This is a genomic window from Peptoniphilus equinus (genome assembly GCF_027921445.1).
In the GTDB taxonomy this organism is placed as follows: Bacteria; Bacillota; Clostridia; order Tissierellales; family Peptoniphilaceae; genus Peptoniphilus; species Peptoniphilus equinus.
Window position 1 is genome coordinate 1,603,600 of sequence record NZ_CP115667.1, and the last position, 26,896, is coordinate 1,630,495.

The 26,896-nt window shown below is 45.1% G+C and carries 20 protein-coding genes and 1 CRISPR repeat array; of the genes, 3 read left to right on the forward strand and 17 right to left on the reverse strand.

Annotated features, from left to right (window positions below):
• Nucleotides 1-7: 7 nt before the first annotated feature.
• From O6R05_RS07800 to O6R05_RS07815, 4 genes are all read right to left on the reverse strand, one after another.
• A complete protein-coding gene (locus tag O6R05_RS07800) occupies nt 8-1,639 on the reverse strand; it encodes an ABC transporter permease subunit (protein ID WP_271191425.1) in 1,632 nt (543 codons plus the stop codon).
• Nucleotides 1,639-2,415 (reverse strand): ABC transporter ATP-binding protein, encoded by a 777-nt coding sequence (locus O6R05_RS07805; RefSeq protein WP_271191426.1) that lies wholly within the window; start codon nt 2,413-2,415, stop codon nt 1,639-1,641. The genes O6R05_RS07800 and O6R05_RS07805 overlap by 1 nt, the downstream gene beginning before the upstream one ends.
• A gap of 139 nt (nt 2,416-2,554) precedes the next feature.
• Entirely contained in the window at nt 2,555-3,427 is an 873-nt protein-coding gene (locus O6R05_RS07810) for a MurR/RpiR family transcriptional regulator (protein WP_271191427.1), read from the reverse strand.
• 358 nt (nt 3,428-3,785) lie between these two features.
• A complete protein-coding gene (locus O6R05_RS07815) occupies nt 3,786-4,301 on the reverse strand; it encodes a GNAT family N-acetyltransferase (protein WP_271191428.1) in 516 nt (171 codons plus the stop codon).
• Nucleotides 4,302-4,770: 469 nt separating this feature from the next.
• Between O6R05_RS07815 and O6R05_RS07820 the strand changes: the two genes are divergently transcribed.
• Nucleotides 4,771-5,901: an aspartate-alanine antiporter-like transporter gene (locus tag O6R05_RS07820; RefSeq protein WP_271191429.1), complete on the forward strand. Its 1,131-nt coding sequence runs from the start codon at nt 4,771-4,773 to the stop codon at nt 5,899-5,901.
• A 210-nt stretch (nt 5,902-6,111) separates the two neighbouring features.
• On the opposite strand, the gene O6R05_RS07825 is transcribed toward O6R05_RS07820, so the two are convergent.
• The 10 genes from O6R05_RS07825 to rlmD all read right to left on the reverse strand — a co-directional run bounded on the left by O6R05_RS07825 (nt 6,112) and on the right by rlmD (nt 20,128).
• The gene (locus tag O6R05_RS07825; protein WP_271191430.1) at nt 6,112-6,657 is read right to left on the reverse strand and encodes a GNAT family N-acetyltransferase; all 546 of its coding nucleotides are present in this window, start codon (nt 6,655-6,657) and stop codon (nt 6,112-6,114) included.
• A gap of 251 nt (nt 6,658-6,908) precedes the next feature.
• Nucleotides 6,909-7,544 carry a hypothetical protein gene (locus O6R05_RS07830; RefSeq protein ID WP_271191431.1) on the reverse strand — a complete coding sequence of 212 codons (636 nt, stop codon included), beginning with the start codon at nt 7,542-7,544 and terminating at the stop codon, nt 6,909-6,911.
• Nucleotides 7,545-7,551: 7 nt separating this feature from the next.
• Nucleotides 7,552-8,211 (reverse strand): hypothetical protein, encoded by a 660-nt coding sequence (locus O6R05_RS07835; RefSeq protein ID WP_271191432.1) that lies wholly within the window; start codon nt 8,209-8,211, stop codon nt 7,552-7,554.
• Between the two features lie 417 nt (nt 8,212-8,628).
• On the reverse strand, nt 8,629-9,366 hold the full coding sequence (locus tag O6R05_RS07840) for a class B sortase (RefSeq protein ID WP_271191433.1): 738 nt from the start codon (nt 9,364-9,366) through the stop codon (nt 8,629-8,631).
• A gap of 44 nt (nt 9,367-9,410) precedes the next feature.
• On the reverse strand, nt 9,411-14,264 hold the full coding sequence (locus O6R05_RS07845) for a Cna B-type domain-containing protein (RefSeq protein WP_271191434.1): 4,854 nt from the start codon (nt 14,262-14,264) through the stop codon (nt 9,411-9,413).
• Nucleotides 14,265-15,563: 1,299 nt separating this feature from the next.
• Nucleotides 15,564-15,788 carry a hypothetical protein gene (locus tag O6R05_RS07850; protein WP_271191435.1) on the reverse strand — a complete coding sequence of 75 codons (225 nt, stop codon included), beginning with the start codon at nt 15,786-15,788 and terminating at the stop codon, nt 15,564-15,566.
• Nucleotides 15,789-16,001: 213 nt separating this feature from the next.
• A complete protein-coding gene (locus O6R05_RS07855) occupies nt 16,002-16,211 on the reverse strand; it encodes a hypothetical protein (protein ID WP_271191436.1) in 210 nt (69 codons plus the stop codon).
• A 63-nt stretch (nt 16,212-16,274) separates the two neighbouring features.
• Nucleotides 16,275-18,068, reverse strand: a complete 1,794-nt coding sequence (locus O6R05_RS07860; protein WP_271191437.1) for an oleate hydratase — start codon at nt 18,066-18,068, stop codon at nt 16,275-16,277.
• Nucleotides 18,069-18,193: 125 nt separating this feature from the next.
• Nucleotides 18,194-18,784, reverse strand: a complete 591-nt coding sequence (locus tag O6R05_RS07865; protein ID WP_271191438.1) for a TetR/AcrR family transcriptional regulator — start codon at nt 18,782-18,784, stop codon at nt 18,194-18,196.
• Nucleotides 18,785-18,805: 21 nt separating this feature from the next.
• A complete protein-coding gene (gene rlmD, locus O6R05_RS07870) occupies nt 18,806-20,128 on the reverse strand; it encodes a 23S rRNA (uracil(1939)-C(5))-methyltransferase RlmD (protein WP_271191439.1) in 1,323 nt (440 codons plus the stop codon).
• Nucleotides 20,129-20,197: 69 nt separating this feature from the next.
• On the opposite strand from rlmD, the gene O6R05_RS07875 reads away from it, so the two are divergent.
• Nucleotides 20,198-21,022 (forward strand): polysaccharide deacetylase family protein, encoded by an 825-nt coding sequence (locus O6R05_RS07875; RefSeq protein WP_271191440.1) that lies wholly within the window; start codon nt 20,198-20,200, stop codon nt 21,020-21,022.
• A gap of 180 nt (nt 21,023-21,202) precedes the next feature.
• Nucleotides 21,203-22,325: a CRISPR direct-repeat array (repeat unit 33 nt; unit sequence ATTTCAACTCACACGCCCCGTGTGGGGCGTGAC).
• 477 nt (nt 22,326-22,802) lie between these two features.
• Nucleotides 22,803-24,026, forward strand: coding sequence for a sodium/glutamate symporter (locus tag O6R05_RS07880; protein WP_271191441.1), 1,224 nt, complete (start codon nt 22,803-22,805; stop codon nt 24,024-24,026).
• A 321-nt stretch (nt 24,027-24,347) separates the two neighbouring features.
• Here the strand turns inward: O6R05_RS07880 and O6R05_RS07885 are convergent, their stop codons facing one another.
• From O6R05_RS07885 to O6R05_RS07895, 3 genes are read right to left on the reverse strand one after another with little or no spacing between them, the layout of a single operon-like run.
• A complete protein-coding gene (locus O6R05_RS07885) occupies nt 24,348-25,175 on the reverse strand; it encodes a MetQ/NlpA family ABC transporter substrate-binding protein (protein WP_271191442.1) in 828 nt (275 codons plus the stop codon).
• Nucleotides 25,176-25,184: 9 nt separating this feature from the next.
• On the reverse strand, nt 25,185-25,865 hold the full coding sequence (locus O6R05_RS07890; protein ID WP_271191443.1) for a methionine ABC transporter permease: 681 nt from the start codon (nt 25,863-25,865) through the stop codon (nt 25,185-25,187).
• A complete protein-coding gene (locus O6R05_RS07895) occupies nt 25,858-26,892 on the reverse strand; it encodes a methionine ABC transporter ATP-binding protein (RefSeq protein WP_271191444.1) in 1,035 nt (344 codons plus the stop codon). Before O6R05_RS07895 ends, O6R05_RS07890 begins: the two co-directional genes overlap by 8 nt.
• Between the last annotated feature and the right edge of the window lie 4 nt (nt 26,893-26,896).

Here is a 26,896-nt window from a genome sequence, read left to right on the forward strand (position 1 = left end):
TCCTTTCTTATGCGGCTTTTTGACCGCGTGTTGCAGTGGCTAAAAACTGACATAGCAGTTTTGCGATGAGATTGGTGACCAGAAGCAGGATCGACAGGACAAAGATGTCATTAAATTTTGCAAAGTGCTGCAGTTCTTTGATCTTGGTCGTAATGACCATGGTCCGTGCGCCGGCAAGAAAGATAACGGCACTCACCGTGACCAGGGCATTGACAAAATAGTATCCGAAAACTTCGATCAACGATGTGACGGCATTGGGTGTCACAATTCTTGCCACAGTCTTGATCCAGCTGTCGCCCATCAGTTTGGCGGTGCGCTCCCAGGATAAGTTCATTTTTGACAAGGTGTGTTTCATCATCATGTAAGGCGTTGCAAAGAGATGCACCAAGTTGCACAACACAATGATGGCAAAGGTATTTTGAAGCGGCGTGCCTGTAAAGGCGAGCATAAACGCAATCCCCAGTACCATGCCGGGTATGGTGTTGGTGACGGCAGCCACGCTCTCTATCACGTGTTTGGCACGTTCGGAAATGGTACTTCTCGATGTGACCAGGGACGCCCCGTAGGCCATCCCCGTCCCGAATATCGCCGTCAAGGTCGCCACAACAAGGGCATTACGGTATACTCGAGTGAGTGCCGCATCCTCAAAAACCTGTTGGACGTGTTCCCATGTGAAAGTCATGTCATAGGGCCACCCTTGCACCAATGGCACCACAAAGAGCACCGCAAAAATGGCCAGTATGACCATGATGATACCTAGACTGATCGTGCCGCAGACTACATCTCTTAGCGTGTTCTTTTTATTTTCGACGGGAGAAAGCTTGTTGTAGCGTATATTGTATCGCTCCAGATAGGCAATGACCGTGATACTGACTATCGACGGCAGCAGCATCATGATGGCGACGACGGCACCGTTGTTAAAATTCGGTACACTTCCAAGCATCTGGTTATAGAGGGCGGCGGCAATGACTTCCACCTCACCGCCCACAGACGCAGGGATCCCGAAATCCGTAAAATTCAAAAAGAAACACTGTATAAAAGATACGGCCAGTGTCCCGACAAGAGGGCGCAGCACGGTCTCAAGAAAAGTGGTCATGCCGGTATCGCCCATCATCCGTGAGACAATCGAAAATTTTCTGTCAATATAACCCATCGTGTTATGTATCAACATGAATGCTATGGGCAGTGTGTAGATGATGTAACCTATCAATAGGCCGTTGATGCCGTAGATATCAAACAATTGCTTGCCGAACAGCCGTGTGTAGAGTCCTTGCTTGCCGAAGGAATAGATAATGGCAAACCCGTAAGTAATGGTTGGCAACAACATCGGCAGCATCGCAAAGAGCTTTATAAATTTTTTCACGTTTCCGTTCACATTGGTGTAATTCAGCGTATACGCCATGATAAAAGCAAGCACCGTGGTGATGAGCGCACTTAGAGCGGATATGAAAAAGCTGTGCCAAAGTGCGTCGATAAAGCCTCTTTGTGTAAAAATTTCCCGGTAGTGGAGCAGGGTAAATTCATCGCCGCCAAAGGATTGGACTAAAATCAACATCAGCGGATAGCAGAGCGCCCCGACGAACAGTAGGACCAGAACTGTCCATATACACCAAGTCTCACCGTTTTGTCGCCGCGCCATTATCCCACCTGCAAGATAACATGGTTGTTCAGGTCATTTTGGAATAATCTGAAGATATTATGTTTTTTGATTTCCAGTTGTTTTAATATAAATTCTTCTACAAAGTTATTGGCCGGTGCGCTGATAATGTCCTGCGGTTTGCCATACTGGGAAATCGTGCCGTCATTGATAATCAATACTTTGTCCGACAACGTCAGCGCTTCTTCCGGATCGTGGGTCACGATGATGGTGGTCAGATGATAGTCTTTGGCGATGGTCTTGATTCGGTCTTTGATGGACTCTTTTATGACCCCGTCCAGCGCGCTTAACGGTTCGTCCAGCAACAGGATCTTCGGTTTCATCACCATGGTTCTTGCCAGTGCGACACGCTGCTTTTGTCCTCCGGAGAGTTGATCGATGCGTTTATTCAAATGGTCTTCGAGACCGAGCAGATGGATCAACTCCGCCACTTCCCCTTGGGTCGAAATGTCGGGTTTGTTTCTCAACCCATAAGTGATATTTTGGTAGGCCGTCAAGTGGGGAAACAATGCATAATCCTGAAACACGATGTTGAACCCCCGCGCTTCCATCGGTGTGTGCGCCATATCTTCACCGTCGTAAATAATTTCACCGCTGTCTGCCGTCACAAGACCTAAAATCAAATTTAACAGCGTGGTCTTGCCGCTCCCTGACGGTCCGAGAATCGAAACAATCTCGCCTTTTTCAATCTCCAAATTGATGTCGTTTAAAATGGTCACACCGTCATAAGCTTTACTGATATTTTTTAACTGTAGCATTCAAAACCTCTTCCTTCATACGTTGTATCGGTTCCTTCGGAATGATTACATAGTAGCGGTTATAACGGTAAAAAAAATAAAGTCCGCGTAAAAAGTATGTAAAAAAAGACAGGATTTCTCCTGTCTTCGTGTAGATTTTCTACTTTATCTCGTAGGTGGGATCACCTATGGTTTTACCGTTGAGGTCCAAATTGCCAGTATATCTGTCATAATCCGAAATCAATACACCCATATAGAGCATATCCACGATGGCCAGCTGTGTCGCGCGGGAAAAGATGGCGTCTCCGTATAAAAACTGTCCGCTGCCTGTACAAATTTGTACATCGGCGTATTGGGCAATGGCGGTATTCTCAAAATTGGTGATGACAATCGTGCTCGCACCGGATTCTTTCGCCCCTCGCAGCACGTCAACGGTATTTCTTGACGTCCCCGAAAACGAAATGCCGATGGCCACATCTTTAGGATTCAAGTTGACCGCACTGATATGCTGAAGATAGTAATCGTTGTAACTGTAACACTTGAGACCCAGGTATAAAAATTTCGTGACCAGATCACTCACCACGCAAAGCGAGTTTTCCACCCCATAGACCACAATGTTATCGGCGTTTTGTATCAGTGCAATCGCCTTGATATAGTCCTTTAACGACATACTCTTCAACATCTCACGCATCAGATGGATGGTCGTGGCTATAACTTTGGCCGGTACGTCGGTGGGTAAATCCTCTCGCCCCACGTGAAAGCCGTAGAGCGGACTGATATCTTCCCGTTGCATGCCCTTTCGTATTCTCTCTTTGACCATGGCCGCCTTTAATTCCTTAAACCCGCCATAGCCCATAGCTTTTGCAAAGCGCAGCACCGTTGGCTGACTGACATTCGCTTTTTTTGCCAGCTCAACTAATGTCATATCCTCCAGTTCCCCGTCGCAATAAAGCAGATAATCGGCAACCTTTTTCTCTGACGGCCTAAGTCCTCTATAATTTTTGGCAATGGCCCACTCTAATATTTTTTCCATACGTATCCCGCTGTAGAAATTCTACAGATTGGTCACCCTCTTTAAAACAATCTTGACGTTTGCGGATAAAAATCCCCGTTTCCCGCCGTCACATGCCTCGACATTGACACACATCGAGGCTGTGTCCCTATTTTATATCGCAGCTCGTGCTCACGTATCAAGTCCATGTAAATTGTACGTATAATTGTCGTAAATCTACAGCGGTTCAACAGCTGCTATGCCATTCTCATCTCACTCGATCCGCTTCGATTCTCCCGCCTTAGTCTTGATTAGAAAAGTGATAACACAGCGCACTGCAATACCGAGCTGACAACACAAACCTTGACTCAGCGTCAAAAGTGATTGATGTCTGCTTCATTTATCCCTTGTCATTAAAATAATACACATTGCCCTGACCGCCGACATCATTCAGCTCAGGATGATAGGTAAAGCCTAACGATACTGCCGTGGCACGGGAGGGAATGTTATCTTCGTGGGTGAGGACGACGACACGATAGGCATGATCCGTTGTATCCAAGACGACATCCATGATCTTTCGTGCAGCTTCTTTGACAAATCCCTGCCGGGTTTTTGACGGTGTGATACGATAATATAAATTTAAACAGGTCTCATCCTTCACTGTGGCAAATCTCAGCCCGCTCATGCCGAAAACTTGGCTGTCCTCTTTATCTTCCAACACATAATAGCCGAATCCGTACTGCTTATGGTGTGCCAGTACGGCATCAAAAAAAGCTTGAAAATCCTCTCTCGTGGTCCGGATCCAACCCGGATTATACCGATTGTTCCGCGGATCGGCATGAATGGCATAGAGCACCTCGAAATCCTCCTGCTCCGGCTTTCGTAGCCTCAGTCGTGCTGTGTCCATAGTTGTCATCACTATTCCCTCCTCGATACTATTTATCCCTGTATTCTATCATAGCTCCCGCCTTACCGGTTGCCTTGCTCTTTTTTCTATTCAATTTAAGTATCTCCATGCGCAGTCGCTTACGATACTATGGCTTGACAAATTTTGTAATCATCCGGCTTCCCATCTGAACAAGCGCAATAACTGTTATAAAATTATAGTACATAATAATAAAAACGTTTTGTACTGAATCGACCTGCTGGCGACTCGCAGTATCCTGCAACACATTTTGCGACTATCTTGCAGAATATTTTTTCAAGCTGTTGAGTTTGAGCCGAAAGAAGGTTGTAAACTCTACGTGTTAGATAGATTTTTTATATAATGTCAACATCTGTCGTTCTATTATAATTGAATAGTACATTATAGGCGATGAGAGGCTTCTCTTCGCCGTCTTGCGTAGAGCGTGAAGCTCTCATTTTTGTTAGGAAAGGAGTCGTGTATGAGTACAACCTTAGCCATTTTCTTATTTATGGCCGTTGGCTATGTCGTCGGAAGCATTAACTTCTTCGGCATTAAACTCGGTGCATCCGCTATTTTGATCGCCGCTTTGGTGGGTGGACACTTCGGCGTTGAAATCCCCGCCATTCTCGGATCCATCGGATTGGTACTGTTCCTTGCGCCAATCGGTTTGATGGCCGGACGCACTTTTGTCAGCAATGTAAAACGTAACGGTGTCAGCTTTTTATTAATCGCTATCTTAACCTGTGTTATCGGCGGCGCCATGATCGTTTTCTCCACTAAAGTCCTCGGCATTCCGCTGGAACTGTCCCTGGGTCTTGGGACCGGTGCGTTGACCTCAACCGCCATGCTGGGTACGGTCACAAGCCTTACCCCATCACCACTGCCCGGTGTCGGCTACGGGATCGCTTACGTATTCGGCGTTATGGGCGTTGTCCTGATGGTACAACTGATCCCTCGCATTCTGAATGCGGATATCGCTGCGGAAAATGAAAAGCTGAGCTTCCCGGAATCCAGAAAAGCGACTATTGCGGAAGATCTTAAAAAACTCAAAAACTTTGAACCTTACGGTCTCTTCGGGATTGCTTGCGCCATCGTCATCGGCGTGCTCATCGGTGGTATTAAAATTCCTGTGGGCGATACGATGGTCATCTCTTTAGGCGACGGCGGCGGTGCGATCATTGCCGGTATTATCCTCGGCCATTTCGGACACATCGGACCTATCAACTTTACTTATGATCACAAGAATATGCAGCTCGTCCGTGATATCGGTCTCGCACTGTTCTTAATGCGCTCCGGAGCTAATGCCGGTGCCGGTTTTATTGAAGTTGTCTCGGAATATGGGATTGTCCTCTTCTTTGCCGGTGTTCTAATCACTTTTGTATCTGCATTCGTCAGCTTCTTAATGGCTTACTTTGTCTTCAAATTGCCGCTGTTCGGTGCGCTCGGCACAACGACCGGGTCGATGACTAGTGCCCCGTCACTTGGTGCGCTGTTGGATGTGACTAAAGATGAGCGTGTATCATCCTACTACGCCGCAACTCAACCGGTTGCCACTATCTTTTTAGTCTTCATGCCGCAAATTATCTGGCTGTTGTTCGGCCCTCGTTAGAGATTACCGACCAGCTTCATCCCAAACGTCTCACTCCCCCTGCGGCATATCGGTGAAGCTGCCAACGCATAAAAAAAGAAGGTTCATGCTCCTATGAACCTTCTTTTTTTATGCGATTTCATGACACAACCTCAAACTGTGCCGGAGGCTGTGATTGGGACTTTACTTAAGACCTCTCCCACATTCTCATTATAGTTTTTTGCACCGGAATCAGTCCCATGTCAATCCCATTGAAACCAGCTCCTGCCATCCTGCCTGTTGAGAATAAAACCCTCTTGGATTGCGCCCATGGGTTTCAAAACCCAATTTTTCATACAGCGCTACAGCGCGCACATTGTCTGCTACGACCTCAAGCTCCAATTGCCGATAACCTGCATGTTTTGCAGCTTCAATACACGCCTCAGCCAAGGCACGACCGATGCCTAAGTTCCAATATGCCTGTTCCACACTGACACCCAACTCCGCACGATGCTTGATTTTTTCGTTAGACCCGATAGCAGACACGCCTGCTGTCCCAACGATGTTCCCATCAACGACGGCACAAAGTTGCAGCGCCGATGGACTGGCTTCTTGTCTTGCAAGTAAATCCCTTTCGCCGTCAAGGGTCAAGCCGCCCTCTTCATATGACAGGAGAAAATCGGTCTCTTCACGAACCTTTTTAAGCGTCGCCATCACACCTGCCGCATCAGAAGGTGTCCCATGACGCAACACACATGCTCTCCCATCTTTAAGCTCAATTGTTGTATTGTATTGCATAATCAAACCTCTACAATGTCTTTTATTGCACCGCAAACGACGGCGCCGGATACAGCTGACAGGTCACAATGAAACGTCCTTACCTTGAAAGGTTAGTGACAGCACACCCATCGCTTCTCTTTCCGTTAACGTCGCCCTGACACATTCCCCTCTCGCCATCAAGACAAGTCCCACGTCCTTACTCATCGCCCCTCGGTCTTCATGCGGCGGCGAAGGCTTCTAGCACCATCTTATCACACACCGCTTTGGCCTCATAGTGCCCTCATCATGGATTGATAGATTTTTTCCGCTTCCGTTTCATTGATGCTGTACATAAAGGCATAATTTAAAATGGCGGGGTTGAAGTCTAAATTTAAGAGCGCTTTGGCAAAGGCCATGCCGGCGATTTCGCCCGGTGCTATCATGAGACTGCGCCGTTCTATCGGCCCTATCTTAAAAAGTCTTACTGTGACGCTGTCTGTATAAAGCTCGGTCGTCGTCTCGAGATAATGGAAAAGTTCATGAGCTAATATAATCGCCTTGACATCGATATCCAAAGAAAGGCCCTGTAAAAGAGCCTCGACTTTGGATATATTTTTTTCAAACAGCACAATGACATTCGGTGCTTCAAAATAACCCATCATGATATAGTCCCGGGTGCTGTGAGATGTGTGATATTGAAGTGTGACAGCCAATGCATCCAGTAGGTTGTATAGCGACAGCCCGGGATAGTCTCTCGCAATGCGCTTAGCTTGGTCTAGTCCACATGCATTCGATTTTAAAATCAGCTCGTCTTTAAACGCCCCTCGAATCTTGCCTTCGATCGGGTCTTGACTGATAAGATACCGTCCGATATGCCTGTCATCCAACGCTGTTAACCGTTGGAATTTTTCATTAAATGCCGTCATAACTGTATTACAAATCGTTTTTTGCGCCGATGACGATGACCGTATCACTGCCTTGTCGTAGAGATAATTCCGCATCCATCAGCATATGAAGTTGATTGCTGTCCGATAAGCCTTCAAAATCGACGATTCTGCCTCCAAGACAGAGATAGATGTCCGGGTTTAACTTGATGTCCGACTTGAATACCGCCAAGTCGTCCCACATCGTATCCGCAACGGTTCTTGCGCCGCCGTTTGAGGTCACTTTGGCCAATCCGTCTTCCCGTTGCAGTTTCACAAATCCTTTTTTATCTACGGCTCGGATTTCCGTCTTGTCATTGTGATGGCGTCCGAAGATAAAGAAGTCTTCGGTCTTGGCAAGAAGTGCCACCTCAGTGTGCTCGGCGCCCATGGACTGCGCCGCAAGTGCTTTCGCCTCAGCCTCGTCGACTTTTTTGGCGATATCCTGAGTGGCGATCTCCGTCGATCCTGTTGCAATGGCGCGGACTTTTGAGGTCTGCTGGTCAATCTCCACTTGTACTTCCACTGACGATGGGGTTGCACCTGACTTGATGACAGCTTCTGTAGCTTCCTGACGAATTTCCAGGATATCTGATTGGGTCGGCGACGGTATGACCCGTTCAACGACGTCCCTGACCAAGGTTTTCATTTTGTCAATTTGCAGGCTCACCTGTCATGTCTGTATAGTATGTTTGAGCGCATCTTTAAGCAGTGACACCGAGTCGCGGCGATACCCGCGTCATAACTGCATATACCATCACCAATGTACCAATAATAAGGCGTAAAATAGCGTACGATTTAAAGGGCGTTTATGCTCACGACCTCCACTGTCACAGGCAGCATTCCCTCGCCTGTTTTCATAAGCATTGCCCCCGGCCTTCCCTTGTGAATAGGTCCGCCAAATGCGGACAATAAAATAAGGCTCATTCCTCACTGCGTTGTAACCCAGCTGTGGAATCAGCCTTATTTTTTCTATTTGAGCCGTGCCGTCCAAACCACATCGCCACCATCGACTCCGTGATACAGAATCTTTTCAAGCCCTCATCCCGGTTGCATCTCATTGAACTTGTACATTCCCTACTCCCGGTTATTTTTTTAATTGTCCATGAATCACAAGCCGCTTATCATTATCCAGACACGTTTGGAGTGTAAGAAAGTTTTCTACGCGGTTCGGAACGGTTTTATCCAAGACATTGTTTTTTTGAATCCTCTCCAGGAATGCCGTTTCTGAAGAAGTACCATAGCTTGGTGAACGAAAATTGTCGTAGGGATTTGCCACGTAGGCGGCAAAAATTTCGTATCGTAAGATACCCCGAGTCGTACTGATGGCAATTTCCGGCGCTTTATCGACAAATCCTTTTTCCATATACGACGTCAGATCGTGAAACACCTTTCCCGAACGTACATTATGCCCGTATATCACCGTATTTTGATCCGTAAAATCCATTCGATTGGCCGCATCGATATAAGGTGTGCCGAATGGATGGTAGTCACCTTGGTAATTGTGTTCCAGATAAAAATAATTGTTCTCGCTGTACATGAGAGGAAAATCAATGTCGGTTCCCTCAATGGCGATCCAACCCACAAGATCAGGATACGATGCCTGCAAGAAACGAATCCTGTCTGCGTCCTGTTCATCAGCCTGCGTCACTGCCATTTGTTTTTCCGATGCGGCGGGGTGGCTCTTACGATGTTGTCTTTGAATGTCCTCTAATGCCTCGTCAAACCGTGCATTGAGCAGGACATAATCCCCGATTTTGTAGAGAGAAAACAGGGCCATGCCAATCAACACAATAACGACGATTCTCTTAAAGTAATGCTTCATACTGCCTCACTAATAAAATAAGGCAAGTCACCTTGCCCTATTTTTTACATTCTTTTTCCCTTACGTTCAAACCCAAGTGCTGCGAGTGCCACGACACTGGCCATACCCATCACCGCATAACCTGCAATGCCGGGATCAAATGTCTTTGGCGGCCCTGTCTGTGGTACCGTCGTCTTAGGCACTTCCGTCGGTTCAACCTGCGGCGTGTCCGCAGGCGTCTCAGGCGGATTATCCTGAGGTGTTTCCGGCGGGATTGTCGGAGGTATCTCAGGCGGATTGTCCGGCGGATTATCCGGTGGGTTGTCTGGCGGATTGTCAGGTGGGTTATCCGGTGGATTATCCGGCGGTGTCTCGGAGGTATAGAAGTTGTTAAACTTGACGTCTAAGACTTCGACAATAGCCACACCGGCAGGGAGTTCAATGCGATAACTGCCGTCTGCATTTTTAATAATGTTGACGACTGCTTCAGTGCCTTCCTGCACTTTATACAAGGTATACGTGTAGTTGCCGTTGAGAAGAATCTGCGAAAGCGTCGTACTGTCGATTCGAACTTCACTGTTATCAAGGTTCGAATGAATGACGGCATCCTTAACTTCTTTCCCATCAAGATAGATCTTAATCGGCAAGAGCACGTCGCCTGCTTGGACTTGTCTGCGAAGTGTCAATGCAATGGCCGACGCCTGTTCCGAGCGATATTGGTCAATAGCTTCTTCAACCAATTCATAGTCTTTAGCCGTGAGTTGGCCTTGGAGCCCTTGAAGTGCAGCTTTCCAATCGCCATCTTTATTTAAGACAATCTCCTGCACATTACCGTCTTTGTCACGAATCGTAATCTTAAGGGTTTCGGGACGAATCGATGTCTCATCCCCGTGCCAAATCTTTTCGATGTCGATATCGTGCTGCGGCCCGGAATAATTTTCCACCTTGCCGATGGACGCATCCTCGCTAGACCGGGTAAAGTCTTTTAACTCGAATTGTCCATAAGGAATGCCGTTCATCATCACAGAAGGCATATAGAGGGTATAGAATCCTTCTTCATCTTGCTGCAAGTAAAAATGATAATCCGTTAAGCCAAGTTTGCTGTCCGGCGAGTCATAGTATTTTACTCGCAAATCCATGCCCTTGAGATCCACGGCGATGTCGCTAAAGATCGCGCTATCTCTGTTTAAGCGTCTTGAGTATTGCTCATCAGAGTAATCCGGATAGCCCGGATTTTCTACATCTTCCCAGAAATACGTTTGTGTTACGACTTTTTCTTCCTGATTCGGCACACGAATATGCAAATGCAAAGTCACATCCCCTGCAAAGTCGTAGAAAGCGTTGGTGATGGTCGTATCATAATTCGGCGGATCGGTAATGTCATGATACGTCGTATTAAATCCGATGCGAAAACCTATCGTGCCGTTGTCTTCAATGGTGACTAACGGCAAGTAGCCATTTGCTTCTTCCTCAATGGCATAACGGTTAGCTGCTAACGCGACGGGATCCAGATTCTCAAAAGTGCCTTTCCAGTCCGCCGCTTTGTTTAAGACGAGGGTCTGATAGATAGGGATGAGATTTCCCTCAGCATCTTTCAGATACTTGCCGTCGTTGTCCTTTTCGTAGCCGATCAAAATCCGCTGGTTATCCAATAACAAATAGACTGTCACGGACTCGGGAATATGCTTTAAATCCTCGTCATCCAATTTCCAGATTTTTTCTACAGGAAGATCGGTGCGACGATAGTTGGTAATTTCAAAGGTGTGCACATGACCTGGCACGTCGACCATCGTAGCTCCATCTTCAATAACCTCGGCAAAATAACCGGACTTGCCATCGCTCATGGTCCAAAGATACGGCACCAACAAGGTTTTTTCGCCATTCTCTTCCACAAGGACAAAGGCATTGCCCCAATCGGTAATTTCAAACCCTCTAAGAGCTGATGTATACCAATCCTCTCCCCATTCCATAAGCCTGCGATCTTTACCATAGTATTCAATGGCATCGATGCCCTTTAATTGGGGATGTGTAAAGACAGCCTTATAGCTGTTATCTTCATTGAGTGCTTCTGCAGTCAAAAGAACCAAACGACCCAGACCGCTATTGGCTTCTTTATCATAGTAGAACAAATAAATATCTTGTTCACCGCTTGCATAATCGCCGTAGTCGTCACTTTCAATTCTTGAAATTTCCACGGCGCCGGCTTCCACTTGCGTGTCGTGTGTTTCAGGGATTTCTTCAACTGTGGAGAAAAATTCATTGCCCTGTTCCACAACTAAATACTTAAATCCTCTTGCCTTTAACGCTTCAGCGGTAAATGGCAGACCCTGATCTTGGTCATAGGCAAAATTCCAACCATTGCTTGTCGGGAAATTTTCGACCAGTTCTGGGGAGAATTGCTCGCCCTGTTTGTGGAACAAAGCTTGCCAGTCGTTGTTTTGACTGAGTTCGACCTCGCCATATTTATATACCTTCGGATCGATGCCGTAGTGCAGGCGCACATAGGCCGCATCTTTGTCCAAAGGCACGATAAAGATATCCGCTTTGATCGTCGTATCCGCTTCAAATTTCTCGGTATCGATAGCGGCATCCCATTTTTTCTCAATCTTTAAGCCATAGTCACCATCGTCATGAGGTGTTTGTACATTGGCATTGGAGCCGATACCGCCACCATTGCGTGACGTGTTCCCTAGAATAAAGGTTTTTGCGTTCATCCAGGCTTCGTTTTGCAACACAGCATCATACATCGCCTTTAAATGAATAACATCCGGAGTGAAAGACATCCGCTTAGGGATATCCACGCCAGCTTCGCTATCTTCTAGAAACTTAATGATATTTCCATCTTTGGTAATAGGAGAGACATGGGAATAGAAGATACCTTCAATATTCACATTATTTAACTCAAATTGACCCGTCTTTTTAGAAAAAGTTAAATCATTGCCGTAAGAATCGGAGTCGTTGTTAAAGACATAGATACTGTGCCCGTCGCCGATGTGAACATAACCGCTTGGACAATTCCACATCCCGCCGCCATTGCCACCGCCGAATGAATCCACCCAAGTGGCCTTGGCGCTGTTTTCAGTGACCAAAAGGTTCTCCAGCGTTTGTACTCGCGGCGGGAACGATACGTAGATACCGCCTCCAAAGTTCCCCGAGTTATTGTCCAAGATCATGGTCGTGTTGAAGGTGACAAAATTAGTGTCGACATAGACACCGCCACCCACCGTGGACGCATAATTCTTGTAGATTAAGCCGCCATTTAAGTTGGCTTGTACTTTGTTTTCTATCAGATGTTTTTCATAATCCGACGGCGTAGTGGCGTATTCTGCCTCAAACACATTGCTAAAGTCGGAAAGAAATTGGTCGGATACAGCCACGCCGCCACCTGAACCGGATTGGTTGCCGACAATAATGCCGTCTGTAACGGTCAGCTTCGACTTCGGATACGCTGTAATGCCTCCTCCGGATCTGAAGCGAGTGTTGGATACGTTATTGGCAATGATCCCGCCATTGATATCGACTTTGGCCTCACTGCTGGTGCTGCCATATAAATCCCCGGCAAAAACACCTCCGGCGACACCACCATTATTATTGTCAATAAGGCCGTTGTTCATGGAAAAGCTTGCACCCGGATCTACATAAACGGCGCCGGCAGCAGTGGGACGGTTATAGTCCGCTTCAATCATCTCATACGAGGTATTGTGCGAAATCCGGCCTCCATCCATAACAAAGGACCCGCCTCTTTTAACCTTAATGGGTCCGGTATAGCCATGACCATTGTTAGAGTTCATAATCACAGCATTGGTCATGATAAGCTCGCCGGTATTCCCAACATCAATCACGCTACCCTTGTTATCAAATGCTGTTTGAACCTCGCTATTGCCATCGATGTAGAGCGCAGAGTTATTCGTTCCCAAAGTCAATTTGCCCAGAACACTGAACAAGCTGTCCTTTACAAAGTCCTTGGCCCGCTTAATAACAATATCGCCCTTGTCGTCATCCGGAAGAGGTGTTTCGGCCTCTTGCATGGCTTCTTCACCCCGGCGTCTTGCCTCTTCAATGACGTCACGCTGCTTTGCTTCCCCTTGCTCGGCGACATCCGCTGGCTGGGTGATAGGATTCCAAGGCTTTTCCCAGGAATGTTTATCCGCTTCAGGTCTGTCATTCATTGCCGTCAAAGTAACATTCTGACCCTGTTTAATCGTCAGCTTTTCCGTTAATTCAAAGCTTTTGTCAATGAAGATGGTCATGACCTGATCTTCGGGTGCATTTTGAATGGCCGCCTTCAATGCTTCAAATGAGCTGACATGAACTTCAGTCGCAGAGGTCGCTGTATCGTCAGACGCCCTATCCTCGCCCAGTGTCACCGGAGTCGCAACCAGTGCGTCCGCATCGAGTGTCACGCCTTCTTCAAGCGCCACAGTCTTGTCATTGACCTCAGCTGTATCACCGTTTGCTTCAACTTCTTCTTTGGTGACATCCGCGGATGTCACTTCCGATGGCGTTGCCTCGCTGTTGACAGACGCCTTGTCCCGAGTGACATTTAGTGATGCATCGCTGCCTTCGGTGTTATCTGCTGCATTATCGATAGCTAAATCGGTTTTCTCCTCTTCCAAAGGCATCAATGCACCAGCCTCTGTCGACAGTGTTGCTTCGTTGTCAAACTCCGACGGTGTCACCGACGCTGACGGAACGTTATTATCCACCTCCGATGGTGTCTCCACCGTTGACGGAGCTTCTTTAACCACCGAAGTATCAATCGCAGATGCTGTCTCTTGCTTCTTGTCCGCTGTTGTCTCAGTTTCCACGGCGACAGGCGCCACACTCGCACCACTGCTCACTCCAGAGCCCCCAGCGTATGCCGGATGTGAAAAGAGCACCATCACCATAACTAAAAAACTGAACAATACTTTTTTCATATAGTTTTCCTTACAACCTCCTTTACTTTTCTCTGTGATATAGTACAAAAAATGTAAAAAATCTTAATATTAATGCGATATATATATATATATATATATATCGCATAGGTTTTTGGCATTATCTATAGGCTATAATTTTCCGTACTGATAAAGCATAAATTTTTTATATTTTTTGTCCCTTGATTTTACTATACCTATTCACCGTTTGCAATATCATTTGTCCGTATTTATTCGATATCATCGCGTCTTTCATGAATCGAAATATCCGTGCTGAAATCCGAGGCTGTGTCCTTACCGCATCATAAGTAATAGCAAGACTAGCCGAGTAAGGTATTCTCAGCTGGATTAAACTGTCATGTTGAGAACACAACTGATGTGAACGGCTCGTTTCACCTGTCGTGTATTGGTCCATAAAAAATAGGGTGAATCCCCACATTGTCACAAGCAAGACACGCCCCGTCAAAATACCGCCGCAGTGAGCGCATCCGCCGAGAAAATATGAATAAACCCCTATTTAAAACCAAGCGGTATCCTATTTTTTTCGATTGTCGTCCGGTGTCATTTGTCTGTGTTGTCCCTTGAGAAAACCGACTTCGTTATCATTCAAACTTGTAAACGCACGATAATAATCTCTCAATTACTTGCATGTTTCTTCGTTTTGGATTGTTTTCCTGCATGATGCTTCTTAATTATGCCAACTATATACAGAGACATTGTTAAGAAAATATATAGTACCTATAGTAAGTATAGCAAGCCAGTACTAACCGGGAATGATACTTCAGGGTGCGTCAATGCAAACATTAGAAAAATCACTCCTGCAGCCGTCAACAATGTAGCCAAAGAAAAGTATAGTTTTACGTTTTTCATCAACCGCCCTCCATAGTATCCTCAGTCTTCGTTTTTTCGGATTTTCATTGTTACTGTTGTATAAGAAAAACCGTAAAACTATAAGGTGCGCCTCTCTGATTATGCTTACTTTTCAATCATCTTAACTTGCTTAAACGCCACCGTCTGCGCATGGATTGAGTGAAATGAAGTTTTTAATGCTAGTATGTTATTTGATTCTATAGGCATATTTTGTGCCTTATATCTTGTACAAGCAATTTTTTAGCACAAAAACAGCTTTCTAGCTTTTCTAAACCTTAAAAGCCATTGATTTCAACAGTCTTATAACCTATTATCTTAATTCCTTGACATCAATACTATAGTCTCCACATGCCTTGAATGGTCAGTATGGATACATTTTGAGATTTTAGTGAAGTCTCGTATGTGGGAATATTTTAATAAATGCTGATAATATTAATGCCTTAAAGCCGTAATAGGTATTACGTAAACATCATCATCTCTTTTATAAGCAAAAGAAGCTTTGGCGCATAATACCATCATAAATGAGGGGTTGGACATGTTTTTTATATCTATTATAGATGCTAAATCTTTTAAAGTTTCAGAACCTATCTCAATTAACTTATCTCCACCAAGTTTAATTTCAACTAGACCATAATCTCCGTTTCTTAGATGAATCACTGCATCTTCTTACGAGTATAAGAGCCTATCAATGGTTTAAAAAATGAAATGTTTAGAAACTATATCTTCGGTAAAATCCAAAGTTGTTTTATTTCCATGAGAATAAAATTTTCCAACCCAGGTTCCAACAATATTTTCAATTTCTATTGTTAAAGTACCCACACTTGCATTTCAAAAAATCTGTAAGTTCAACATGTGGTTGAATTCCTTTTTTTAATATGTTCTATATTCTTTTATTATTGAATTTTCCGACTTTGATTCTTCTCTTTTGTTTTCTTTTTTTCTAAATCTTTTATAAAATTCACCTAAATGTTTCAAGTTAACTTCTTCATTTGCCCTAGCTTCGCTTCTTAAAATATCTTCATATATGGATTCTATTTCTTCTAAAGTAGGCACAGCTTGATTATTAAAGTTGTTATTCATTTTTCGTCTCCTTAGTAAAAATAATGGGACGATATATTATCGCCCCAAATTTGTTATAAATTATTAAATAATATTAAATTCTTTTAGCATCTCTTCCACATCTGTACCTTTGATTAGTTTTGCAACTTTCATTTTTTGTAATGGTGAAAGTGGAAGTTCTGGTTTTTTGCCATCTGATAGGGCAACCATTCCATTTAGAAGATATCTTAGGTCATATCTTGAAGCATATACTTCTGGGACAGCTTTTTCTACGCCACAAAGTACATAAACAGCTTCCATTGCTGTTCTTCCTGAGTATTCTGTTGTGAACACTGTATCTCTTCCTGGATCATCTAAAGTTTCTGCAAATTGTCCAAGGAATGCAAAGTTTACTCCACCTTTTGGAACAACTAGTGGTCTATCACCAAATTTTCTTGGCATAAATTGAGATGTGATATAAGGCATCATAACAGGTACTGCGCTGCAAGTTTCAGCAAGTGCATCAATTTCATTTACAGGAACTCCAAGATGGTATAACCATTCTTTTGTAATTTCCTTACCTGTACAATCTCTCATTTTCTTTTTGATATAGTCACCTTCAACATCTGTAAATAAACCGTAAACCCAAACACAAACATCGTTTTCTGGTTGTTCTGGATATTGACCTTGTCTATTAATTGTCCAAGACATTAGCCAGCTTGAATCAACACAAGTTACAATACCACCTGTTACAGTTTTTCCACCATAAGGGCTTCTTTTTGTGATTTTTTCAATATATTTTGGTACTGATTCATCGTGACAAGTTACTGTACATGATTCCCAGTTACTCTTTTCAACATCGGAGCAGAATACTTCAGGCTTTCCAAAATCATCTGATTTTTTAGCAATGTTTTTCCACATTTCCCAGCAACCAGTTTGTTCATCACTAAGTTCTGCTGGTGTATTGTCATCACCATAGCTTGAATTTTCTGTCATAGATCCATTTGTTATAAATACTAGGTCATTTTCTGTTAAATCAATTGATTTGTCGTTGCCATTCTTATCTTCAGCTATAATCTTTGTAGCAACTTTTTTATTTTCTGAAATATCAAAATCAACATCAGTTACCCTTGTGTCATATTGGAATTTACATCCATGATCTTCAAGGTACTTAACCATAGGTTTTACAATTGAATTGTATTGGTCATATCTTGTAAATCTAAGAGCTGATAGGTCTGTAAGACCTCCTACGTGATGGATGAAACGGTTTAGGTATAGTTTCATTTCTAGAGCAGAATGCCAGTTTTCAAAGGCAAACATTGTTCTCCAAAGTGTCCAGAAGTCTGAATTTAAAAGTCCATCTGAGAAAATATCTTCGATTGCCTTATCTTCAAGAAGTTCGTCTTTAGTCATACATAGATCTGCAATTTCTTTAACTTGTTTTTGAGTTAGATTGAATTTGCCATCGTCATAACGTTCACCTTGTTTATGAGTGATACGACAATTACTATAGTTTGGATCGTCGTAGTTAGTATAGAAGTAATCATCTAAAACACTCATTTCTGGGTTTTCTAGACTTGGTATAGAGCTCCAAATATCCCATAGACATTCAAAGTGTGCACCAGTTTCTCTACCACCACGGGCAACATAACCTCTTGTATCCATGTATTTACCGTCAAGTGAACCACCAGGTATATCTAATTGTTCTAAGAAAGTAATTTTATTGCCTTCCATATGAGCATCTCTAATTAAGAAACAAGCTGCAGTTAGTGAAGCAATACCTGTTCCTATCAAGTAAGCAGATTTTTCTTCAATTCCTTCAGGCTTTCTAGCCTTAACTAATCTTTGAAAATCACCATTAGTAAGTTTTAATCTTTTATCATGAGTTTTAAGTTCCATAACTTCTCCTTTCATAACTTAACATCATCATCTTACATTTATATCGTGTCATGACATCTTATATTTATATCCTGTCATGAAAAGAGAAAAAATTCATCTACCAAAACTAGTTTTTTGTCCAAAGTTTACTCAATCTCTATATTTTGAGTAATCTTTTCCAGGTTTTCACTCCTTTTTAATGACAATAAAATATTACCATCCATTAATTTACCTATCCTCTTAGTAATCACTACCGGATCAGTTTTCATATTTGTAGCTATCCATTGTATTAGTGCACTACTTAAGGCGCACTGATAAAAATAAGAAATTAAATTAATATCAATATCTTTTGCCCTAGTCTCCTTTGATATATGTTTGACATATTTTATAATGACTTCACCTGCCATAGAATATACATATTTTTCTACATTCACCTTATAGTCAGAAAAGTAAATATGTCTTATAGCTCTTTTATTTTCCAAGATAAAGGTTGCTGCCAAGATAAAACTATCTTCCCACGAAAGATTCTCATTAAATTCCTCTATAATTACATCTAGTTCTGACTCAAATATTTCTTTTATTAATTGTTCTAAATTTTCATAATGATAATAGAAGGTTTTTCTTTCTATCTGACATTTTTGAGCTAACTCGGTGACAGTTATGTTATCAAGTTTTTTTTCATCTAAAAGTTTCATAAATTCTTTTTTTATCAGATCTTTAGTGTAGTTTCTACTCATATAATTACACCTTCCTTTTGATTAATTGATCTTGGTAAGTAAGGCTATGCACTCCACATGGACAGTGCGCGGAAACTGGTCTAAGGCCACGAGTTTATCAACGTGATAGCCCTTGTCTAAAAAGACGTGAAGATCTCGGACTTGTGTGATCGGATTGCATGAAATATACAAAAACTGCGTCGGCGCAAAGCTGATGATGCGCTCAATCGCCTTCGGATTGATGCCTTCTCTCGGAGGATCCAGAACGATGACATCGGCATGAATATCTTCCTCTTTGATGACCTCCGCCACATCCCCTGCAATAAAGCGTACCTGATCCAAACCGTTGGCTTTGGCGTTCTCACGGGCCGCTTCTACTGCTTCCTCGACAATTTCAATCCCCAAAGCAGTAGTTGCGTGCCGTCCAAGAATCTGTGTGATGGTGCCTGTCCCGGAGTAGAGATCGACCAAGGTTTTGCCCTCCATCGAACCCAGCATATCCGCTGCCATGGTATAAAGAACTGCCGCTGAGGCGCTGTTGGTTTGGAAAAATGAGAACAGACTCACCTTAAAGGTCAGACCTAAAAGGGATTCTTCAATGTAGTCTCGACCAAAGTGGATAATAACATCCTCCGGTACAATGGCATCCGAGAAACTGTTGTTGATGGTTTGGGTGGCACCGACGAGCACCCCTTCAAGAGGCAATGTCTTTAACTGCTCAAAGTAATCGGTGAAGTCGTAATCACTGTTTGCGGTCACAAGGGAGAGGACAATCTCTCCAATTCCGGATCTGCGAATGAGCAGATGGCGGAGCACACCGGTATGAAGGCGCTTGTGATAGGGCTTGAGCACGCCGTCAAAGTAGTCCCGAGTGAAGGAGCGAAGGGTATTAAAGTCTTCATGGATAATATTGCACCCCTCAGTGTCTACCACGTCATAAAATCGATTTTTTTGATGCAGACCCAAACTGAGCGGCCCGTCTTTATACGCGTCAGAGAATGTATACTCCATCTTGTTCCGATATGCTTGCGACATCGGAGACGGTATCAACTCAAGGTCCATGCCTAGCTCCTTCTGATAGAGTTGTTTAAGCAGTGCCCCTTTATATACTACTTCCTTGTCATAGCTTAGGGTTTGGTAGGTACAGCCACCACAGATATCTGCGCGGGGACAATGTGCCGCTTCTTCCATAGGCCCCCGTTCTAACACCTCCAAGAGCTTCCCCTTTTTTCGATTGCTTTGATGCAGACGCACGGTCTGTCCCAACAAACCGCCTTTTAGTTTTATCTCACGTCCGTCTACATCTGCTACCGTACGGTTGGGAAACTCAGCACGGATAATCTTTCCAATTTGGTCTTTTTTCATGAATTTACCTTCTCCTTTGGAGAAAATTATACCATATGTGCTACAATGAAAATAATTGTGGAGGATTTTATGAAACGCATTATCATGATTCTTATCGCCCTGGCCCTCGCCGGGGGTATTTATTTCAATTTTATACGCACCGTAGGCCCGGGAACCATCCCCGTCCTGACTTACCACGCCATCAGCGACGACCCGGGGAATGAGTATGCCGTCGCACCGAAAGACTTTGAAGCCATGATTTCAGGCCTTCATGACGAAGGCTTTACCTTCTTAACTTTAAATGACCTGAAAGCCTTGGCCAACGGCGATATGTCCTTGCCGAACAATCCCGTCTTTATCACCTTTGACGACGGCTATAAAGATAATTTCACCACAGCCTATCCCATTTTAAAAAAATACGGTGCGCGAGGCTCCATCTTTATCGTGGGATCCCTGCTCGGTACCGACGGCTTTTTGGATCCCCAGGACATCATCACCATGAGCGAAGACGGGATGGCTTTCGGGTCTCACACTTACAGCTTGGACGGCACTTTTTTAAGCGGTAAGGACAAAGGCAAAACTTTTCTGTCCACCAAGCTCCCCGGTGAAACTGACGCGGCATTCTACACCAAAGTGAAAAATGATTTGGTCTGGAATAACGACGTCATCTATCAATTGGCCTCTATCTTCCCCTTTGCTATCGCTTATCCCGGTGCCGCCACAAACGACCTCGCGCTAAAAGCCGTTCAGGACTCCGGCTTACAATTCGGGTTTGTCGGCGCAAACTACACAGCCACAACCCTGAATCATCTTAAAGAAGATCCTTACACCATTCACCGCTTTCATATCAAACCTACAGAAAACATCCCCGGCATGATTCGCTATCTCCACTCCAATAATGATACAGCACGCTAAAGGCAAACAGCACGCCGCAGCGTGCTGTTTTATTCAATGTGAAAAGCCGTTATCCGAATATAATCGCCTAGACACCACACTCTTTTGTATCATACTATGGCCATTCCAGCTAAAAATCATACGGTCGTGTGCCGCGTGACACATAGGTCGCTGCCATAATGATTTTTACTTAATACAGCCATTTCAACGCACACTCGCCGTGTGGGGCGTGACGTGTTCATAATTGTTTCTATCTCGTCACCAATCACATATTTCAACTCACACGCCCCGTGTGGGGCGTGACCTGAAGCGCACCGTACGGCGTCACCCCTTCAAGGGCAATTTCAACTCACACGCCCCGTGTGGAGCGTGACGTGCAACGTGCGTGCAACGCGTGCACGGATTTTTAATTTCAACTCACACGCCCCGTGTGGGGCGTGACGAATAACTCAACATCTGATAGTAACATCATAAAAATTTCAACTCACACGCCCCGTGTGGGGCGTGACTATTGTAGTGTATTTAGATTGAAACTCTTTAATAAATTTCAACTCACACGCCTCGTGTGGGGCGTGACTTGACCTGATTGTGGCCAATTATCCATTCTCGGTCATTTCAACTCACACGCCCCGTGTGGGGCGTGACTTTATACTTGTCTTCGATGGTCTCTTTCTGTCTTTTATTTCAACTCACACGCCCCGTGTGGGGCGTGACCTTTCTTGTAGGTGCGGATTTTATATAACCAGATTTCAACTCACACGCCCCGTGTGGGGCGTGACACGACGGCGTCGGAAAAATTTGCCAGCGAATTTGGTATTTCAACTCACACGCCCCGTGTGGGGCGTGACACACCCGTTAGATTATGATTTGCCGATCATTAACATTTCAACTCACACGCCCCGTGTGGGGCGTGACTTGGTGAATAAAGCCGGTTTAAAATCTTATGCGGATTTCAACTCACACGCCCCGTGTGGGGCGTGACTTGAATTGATTTAGAATTGACCCCATTTTCATACAAATTTCAACTCACACGCCCCGTGTGGGGCGTGACATTTTCTAACTTATAAGCGATAAAAACTATATTATACATTTCAACTCACACGCCCCGTGTGGGGCGTGACAGTGTGATAAAGGACATTACGGCGAAGACGGAAGATTTCAACTCACACGCCCCGTGTGGGGCGTGACAATAAAAAACTTAAAAACTTATGAAGATTTAATAAATTTCAACTCACACGCCCCGTGTGGGGCGTGACACCTACAACGCCAAGCGATATTAACGTACCATCAAATTTCAACTCACACGCCCCGTGTGGGGCGTGACAGCTACATTTCGTAGACGACTTCTCTCACACCACCATATCGTGAGGCGGACATTATTTATCTTTTTTATTCTTTTTCTTTCTTATACTTTTAAAACTTTTTTCTTTACTTTTCCCTTGCGAAGGTGCCGGACTTTTTGCATCACGTCCCCTTCTCCAATTCATGTCTCGGGAGAGGAATCTTACAACTATATCTTACAACTATGCTGAGTGGACCGATTAGGGAAACATCAGGTGAGCGACCTGCCACATAATCAATAAATCAGTGGCCTTTCCGTGTTTCTGCCGTGTTTGGCGCCTACTCCAGAACAAGTAAAACATTTTATTATTTTGATTATAACATACTTTTCTTGAAATGAACGCCTCTTTATCCGTCTTGTGTACCGCTTCAAAACCTACTAAAAGAGCATTTCTGAGGTTGAATTTGTCCCTGTATTACTTTAAAATTAAACAATAAATAGTTACTAAGGAGGAAAAAGATGGAACGATTAGTTGTAAACTTCGGTATGTTCGAAACGTTATTTCTCGGCGTATTGGGCATCTACATTGGAGATTTTCTTCGAGCAAAATTCCCTGTTTTGAAGAAATACTGTCTGCCGGCAGCTGTTGTCGGAGGCACGCTCATTGCCATTATCACCATGATCTTATACTATGCCAATATTTTGGAACCTGAATTTGACTTTGACACGGTCAATTCCTTATTTTATTGTATTTTCTTTGCCGCAAGCGGTGCTGCTGCAAGTATGGCACTTTTGAAAAAAGGTGGCATCTTGGTGGTCATCTTCGCCGTACTCGCCGCCGTTCTTGCTACACTTCAAAACGCCCTGGCCCTCGGGGTCGGCTCGGCATTAGGTGTACATCCCCTCATCGCCATGATGACCGGCTCCATTCCTATGACAGGCGGACACGGTAACGCAGCAAGCTTTGCTCCTATCGCTGTTGAAGCCGGCCAATCCGCCGCTATGGAAGTGGCCATCGCCGCTGCAACCTTCGGCCTGATCGCAGGCTCACTTCTCGGTGGACCGTTCGGGAATTTCCTGGTACGAAAATACCACTTTGAAGACACTGTGTTGGATAATGCCTCCCGCAGCTTAAACGAAACCGTAGAGACTGTTATGATGAATAAAGCTAACGTGATCTCTGCCATGTATATGCTTGTTCTCGCTTGCGGTATTGGACAAGGTGTCTTTTTACTTTTACAAAAGACCGGCCAAAACATTCCGATCCACGTATGCTGTATGCTCGGCGGTATCCTGGTGCGTGTCGTCTTGGACAAAACCGGCCGAGCTAAAGACGACCTTTTGGAAGCCATTGATACGGTCGGTGAATTTTCTCTCGGCCTTTTCGTATCCATGTCCATTGTGTCCATGAAACTGTGGCAGCTGGCCGGCCTCGGTTTTCAACTCATCGTCCTGCTCATGGCACAAGTTGTCCTTATCTTGATCTTCGTCTACTTCTTAACCTTCCGCTTACTGGGTAAGAACTATGACGCCGCAGTGATGGCTGTAGGACACCTCGGCTTCGGTACCGGTGCCGTGCCGGTCTCCATGACGACCATGAAGACGGTCTGTGATAAGTATCGTTATTCCAAGCTGGCCTTTTTCGTCGTGCCGGTTATCGGCGGATTTATCAGCAATCTCACCAACGCTTTAATCATCACCAAATTCTTGGACATTGCGACTAAGATGGGGATGGGCATGTAACACGACACTTACAAAAGGATGACTTCGGTCATCCTTTTTTTATGCCCCGCATTGGACCGCCGCCGGGTACACTACACTATTCTTCTTATAGCACCTGCTCTCCAGTGCCCTTAGGCGCATAAGATGTTGCTCGGTCTTTATTCATGACGCAAATCACGTTAGTGTCAAACAAGTGCAGGTGTCATAGCTCCCTCGGCTCTAACGCCCTCGTGTCTACCCAATGACATCACGGTCTTTCCTGCAAAATCCGTTTAACACACAAAAAAGAGATGAGTCTATGCTCATCTCTTTTTTATCAGATCACTATTTCCGGATACGTCGTTACCATACCGGAATAGAAGAGCCTTTTGTTTCTTCTTCCGTGATGGCTTTGACTTTGTCGGTGTGGTAGATTTCCACAAGACGCTTCAGTTCCGGTTTGTCTTTATCTTCGGTGCGTGCCACAATGACATTGATATACGGACTGTCTCCCACTGCGGCGTCTTCAAGTACCAGGGCCGTTTGTGTCGGAATCATCCCTGCGTCGACAGCCACCCCGGAGTTGATGACGACAAGAGGTGCTTCGGCGAGGGCCGCAGGTGTGTTGTTCGCTGCAAGTTCCACAATATCAAAATTGCGAGGGTTGGTGACGTCTTTTAGTGTCGGCGTATAGCCTGCCGCATCGTCCACCTCAATGAGACCGTTCGCTTCCAATAAGAGCAGTGCACGCCCACCGTTGGTCACATCGTCAGGAATGATAATTTTGTCGCCGTCTTTGATCTCGCTGACGTCCTTTAACTGATTGGAATAAATGCCAAGCGGTGCGATGACGGTCTCGCCGAGAACGGTAAGATCATAACCGTGTTGCGCCACTTCTTTTTCCAAATAGCTCTTGTGCTGGAAGTTGTTCAGGTCAATTTCTCCGGATGCGAGCGCCGCATTCGGGAGCGGATAGGAATCAAAGAAAACCAATTCCACATCGATGCCTTCTTTAGCCGCCTCATCGGCAATATAACTCCAAACTTTGGACTCACTGCCGGTGAGTCCGACTTTCACTGTGGTGCGCTCCGAGCTCTCCCCTTCTGCGCCCCCATTGCCGCCGGCGTTGTTCTTCGCGCCGCACGCGGTAAGTACCAACAATAAACTGAAAATGACTACTAATTTTTTCATATGTTCCTCCTAGTGTGTTGTTTTCTTTATTACCACATTGCCAATGCCTTGGATAATGGATACTAAAATTAAGATGACGATCACGGATACATACGTGATATCTTGAAAGAACCGGTTGTGTCCGTAACGAATGACAAACGAACCCAGTCCCCCGCCGCCGACAGCGCCGCCCATGGCGGTGAGTCCTAAGAGACTGATGGCGGTGATAGTGGTCGATCGGGCAAGGGCAGGAATACTTTCCTTGAGATAGACTCTAAAGATAATCTCAAGCGGTGACAGTCCCATGGCTTGTGCCGCTTCAACAAGACCCCGGTCCACATCGGACAGCGCCATGTCCACCTGCCGTACGAAGAAGGGTGTACAGCCGACAATCAGTGGGAAAATCGCCCCTTTGACACCGATAAAGGTCCCGGCCACAACCTTTGTCACCGGAATCAGCACGGTGATGAGAATGACGAAGGGAATGGATCGAAAGAGGTTCACCAATTTGTCCAGCACATGATGAACCACCGGATTTTCCAGGATGTTGCCTTCCCGTGTCACCACGAGTAGCGTTCCCAGCGCAATCCCCAAAACGAAGGCGAAAAGACCTGAGACTGCAAGCATCTGCAGCGTCTCCACAATGCTTTGAACGAATTCTTCAAAGTAATCGGTTAAGTTAGGTAAATAGGTTGCTGCGAGATTATGCAACTTGGATCACCTCCGTAGTAATGTTGCGGGATTGTAAAAATTTAAAGACCGCGTCGTGGTTGGCAGCGTTGCCGTTTAAGATGATAATGAGAGAGCCGAATACCGTATCTTGCACGGTTTCGACGCTGGCAAAGATAATGCTGGCATCCACGTCAAATTCTCGAGAAATTTGTGAAATAATGGCTTCTTTGGTAAAGGATCCGGTGAAATCCAGTCGGCATATCTTTTGCCCCGGCTTCAGGGCGACCACCTGTGCACGATCTTTAATCAGCTCATGAATGCGGCTGAGATTTGAGGTAGAATTGATGAAGTCCTTGGTGATCGGTGCTTTCGGGTTGGAGAAAATGGAGACGACATCATTGAGTTCCACCACTTTGCCGTCTTCCATCACCGCCACACGATGGCAAATGTCTTTGATGACCGCCATCTCGTGAGTGATGACCACAATGGTAATGCCCAGCTTTCGGTTCAGCGTTTTTAAAAGGTCCAGGATCGATTTGGTCGTCTGTGGATCCAAAGCGGATGTGGCTTCATCACAGAGGAGCACTTTCGGCCTGCTGGCAAGCGCCCTGGCAATGGCAACACGCTGTTTCTGTCCCCCGGACAGTTGAGAAGGATAGACGTGCTTTTTATCTGAAATGCCCACCAGCTCCAAAAGTTCATCGACACGCTCTTGAATCGTCCCTTTATCCAGACCCCGATGTCGCAGCGCAAAGGCAACATTGTCAAAGACGGTCCGTGAACGGTAGAGGTTAAACTGTTGAAAAATCATGCCGATTTTTGTCCGCTCCCGCCTCAACGCTTTTTCATTTAACGCGGTGAGCTCCACGCCGTCCACAGCGACCGTTCCCTCGGTGGGGCGTTCCAACACGTTGATACAACGTACCAAGGTACTTTTCCCGGCGCCGCTGTATCCGATGACCCCGAAGATTTCGCCGTCCGCTATCGTGAGGCTGACATCTTTTACCGCATGGACGGCGCCGCTTTTGAGTTGAAAGGTTTTCGATACATGGCTTAATTCAATCATACTT

Excerpts from the sequence above, each read along its gene's own strand:
- O6R05_RS07800 (WP_271191425.1), bottom strand. The coding sequence starts at position 1,639 with ATGGCGCGGCGACAAAACGGTGAGACTTGGTGTATATGGACAGTTCTG.
- O6R05_RS07805 (WP_271191426.1), bottom strand. The coding sequence starts at position 2,415 with ATGCTACAGTTAAAAAATATCAGTAAAGCTTATGACGGTGTGACCATT.
- O6R05_RS07810 (WP_271191427.1), bottom strand. The coding sequence starts at position 3,427 with ATGGAAAAAATATTAGAGTGGGCCATTGCCAAAAATTATAGAGGACTT.
- O6R05_RS07815 (WP_271191428.1), bottom strand. The coding sequence starts at position 4,301 with ATGACAACTATGGACACAGCACGACTGAGGCTACGAAAGCCGGAGCAG.
- O6R05_RS07820 (WP_271191429.1), top strand. The coding sequence starts at position 4,771 with ATGAGTACAACCTTAGCCATTTTCTTATTTATGGCCGTTGGCTATGTC.
- O6R05_RS07825 (WP_271191430.1), bottom strand. The coding sequence starts at position 6,657 with ATGCAATACAATACAACAATTGAGCTTAAAGATGGGAGAGCATGTGTG.
- O6R05_RS07830 (WP_271191431.1), bottom strand. The coding sequence starts at position 7,544 with ATGACGGCATTTAATGAAAAATTCCAACGGTTAACAGCGTTGGATGAC.
- O6R05_RS07840 (WP_271191433.1), bottom strand. The coding sequence starts at position 9,366 with ATGAAGCATTACTTTAAGAGAATCGTCGTTATTGTGTTGATTGGCATG.
- O6R05_RS07845 (WP_271191434.1), bottom strand. The coding sequence starts at position 14,264 with ATGAAAAAAGTATTGTTCAGTTTTTTAGTTATGGTGATGGTGCTCTTT.
- O6R05_RS07855 (WP_271191436.1), bottom strand. The coding sequence starts at position 16,211 with ATGAATAACAACTTTAATAATCAAGCTGTGCCTACTTTAGAAGAAATA.
- O6R05_RS07860 (WP_271191437.1), bottom strand. The coding sequence starts at position 18,068 with ATGGAACTTAAAACTCATGATAAAAGATTAAAACTTACTAATGGTGAT.
- O6R05_RS07865 (WP_271191438.1), bottom strand. The coding sequence starts at position 18,784 with ATGAGTAGAAACTACACTAAAGATCTGATAAAAAAAGAATTTATGAAA.
- rlmD (WP_271191439.1), bottom strand. The coding sequence starts at position 20,128 with ATGAAAAAAGACCAAATTGGAAAGATTATCCGTGCTGAGTTTCCCAAC.
- O6R05_RS07875 (WP_271191440.1), top strand. The coding sequence starts at position 20,198 with ATGAAACGCATTATCATGATTCTTATCGCCCTGGCCCTCGCCGGGGGT.
- O6R05_RS07880 (WP_271191441.1), top strand. The coding sequence starts at position 22,803 with ATGGAACGATTAGTTGTAAACTTCGGTATGTTCGAAACGTTATTTCTC.
- O6R05_RS07885 (WP_271191442.1), bottom strand. The coding sequence starts at position 25,175 with ATGAAAAAATTAGTAGTCATTTTCAGTTTATTGTTGGTACTTACCGCG.
- O6R05_RS07895 (WP_271191444.1), bottom strand. The coding sequence starts at position 26,892 with ATGATTGAATTAAGCCATGTATCGAAAACCTTTCAACTCAAAAGCGGC.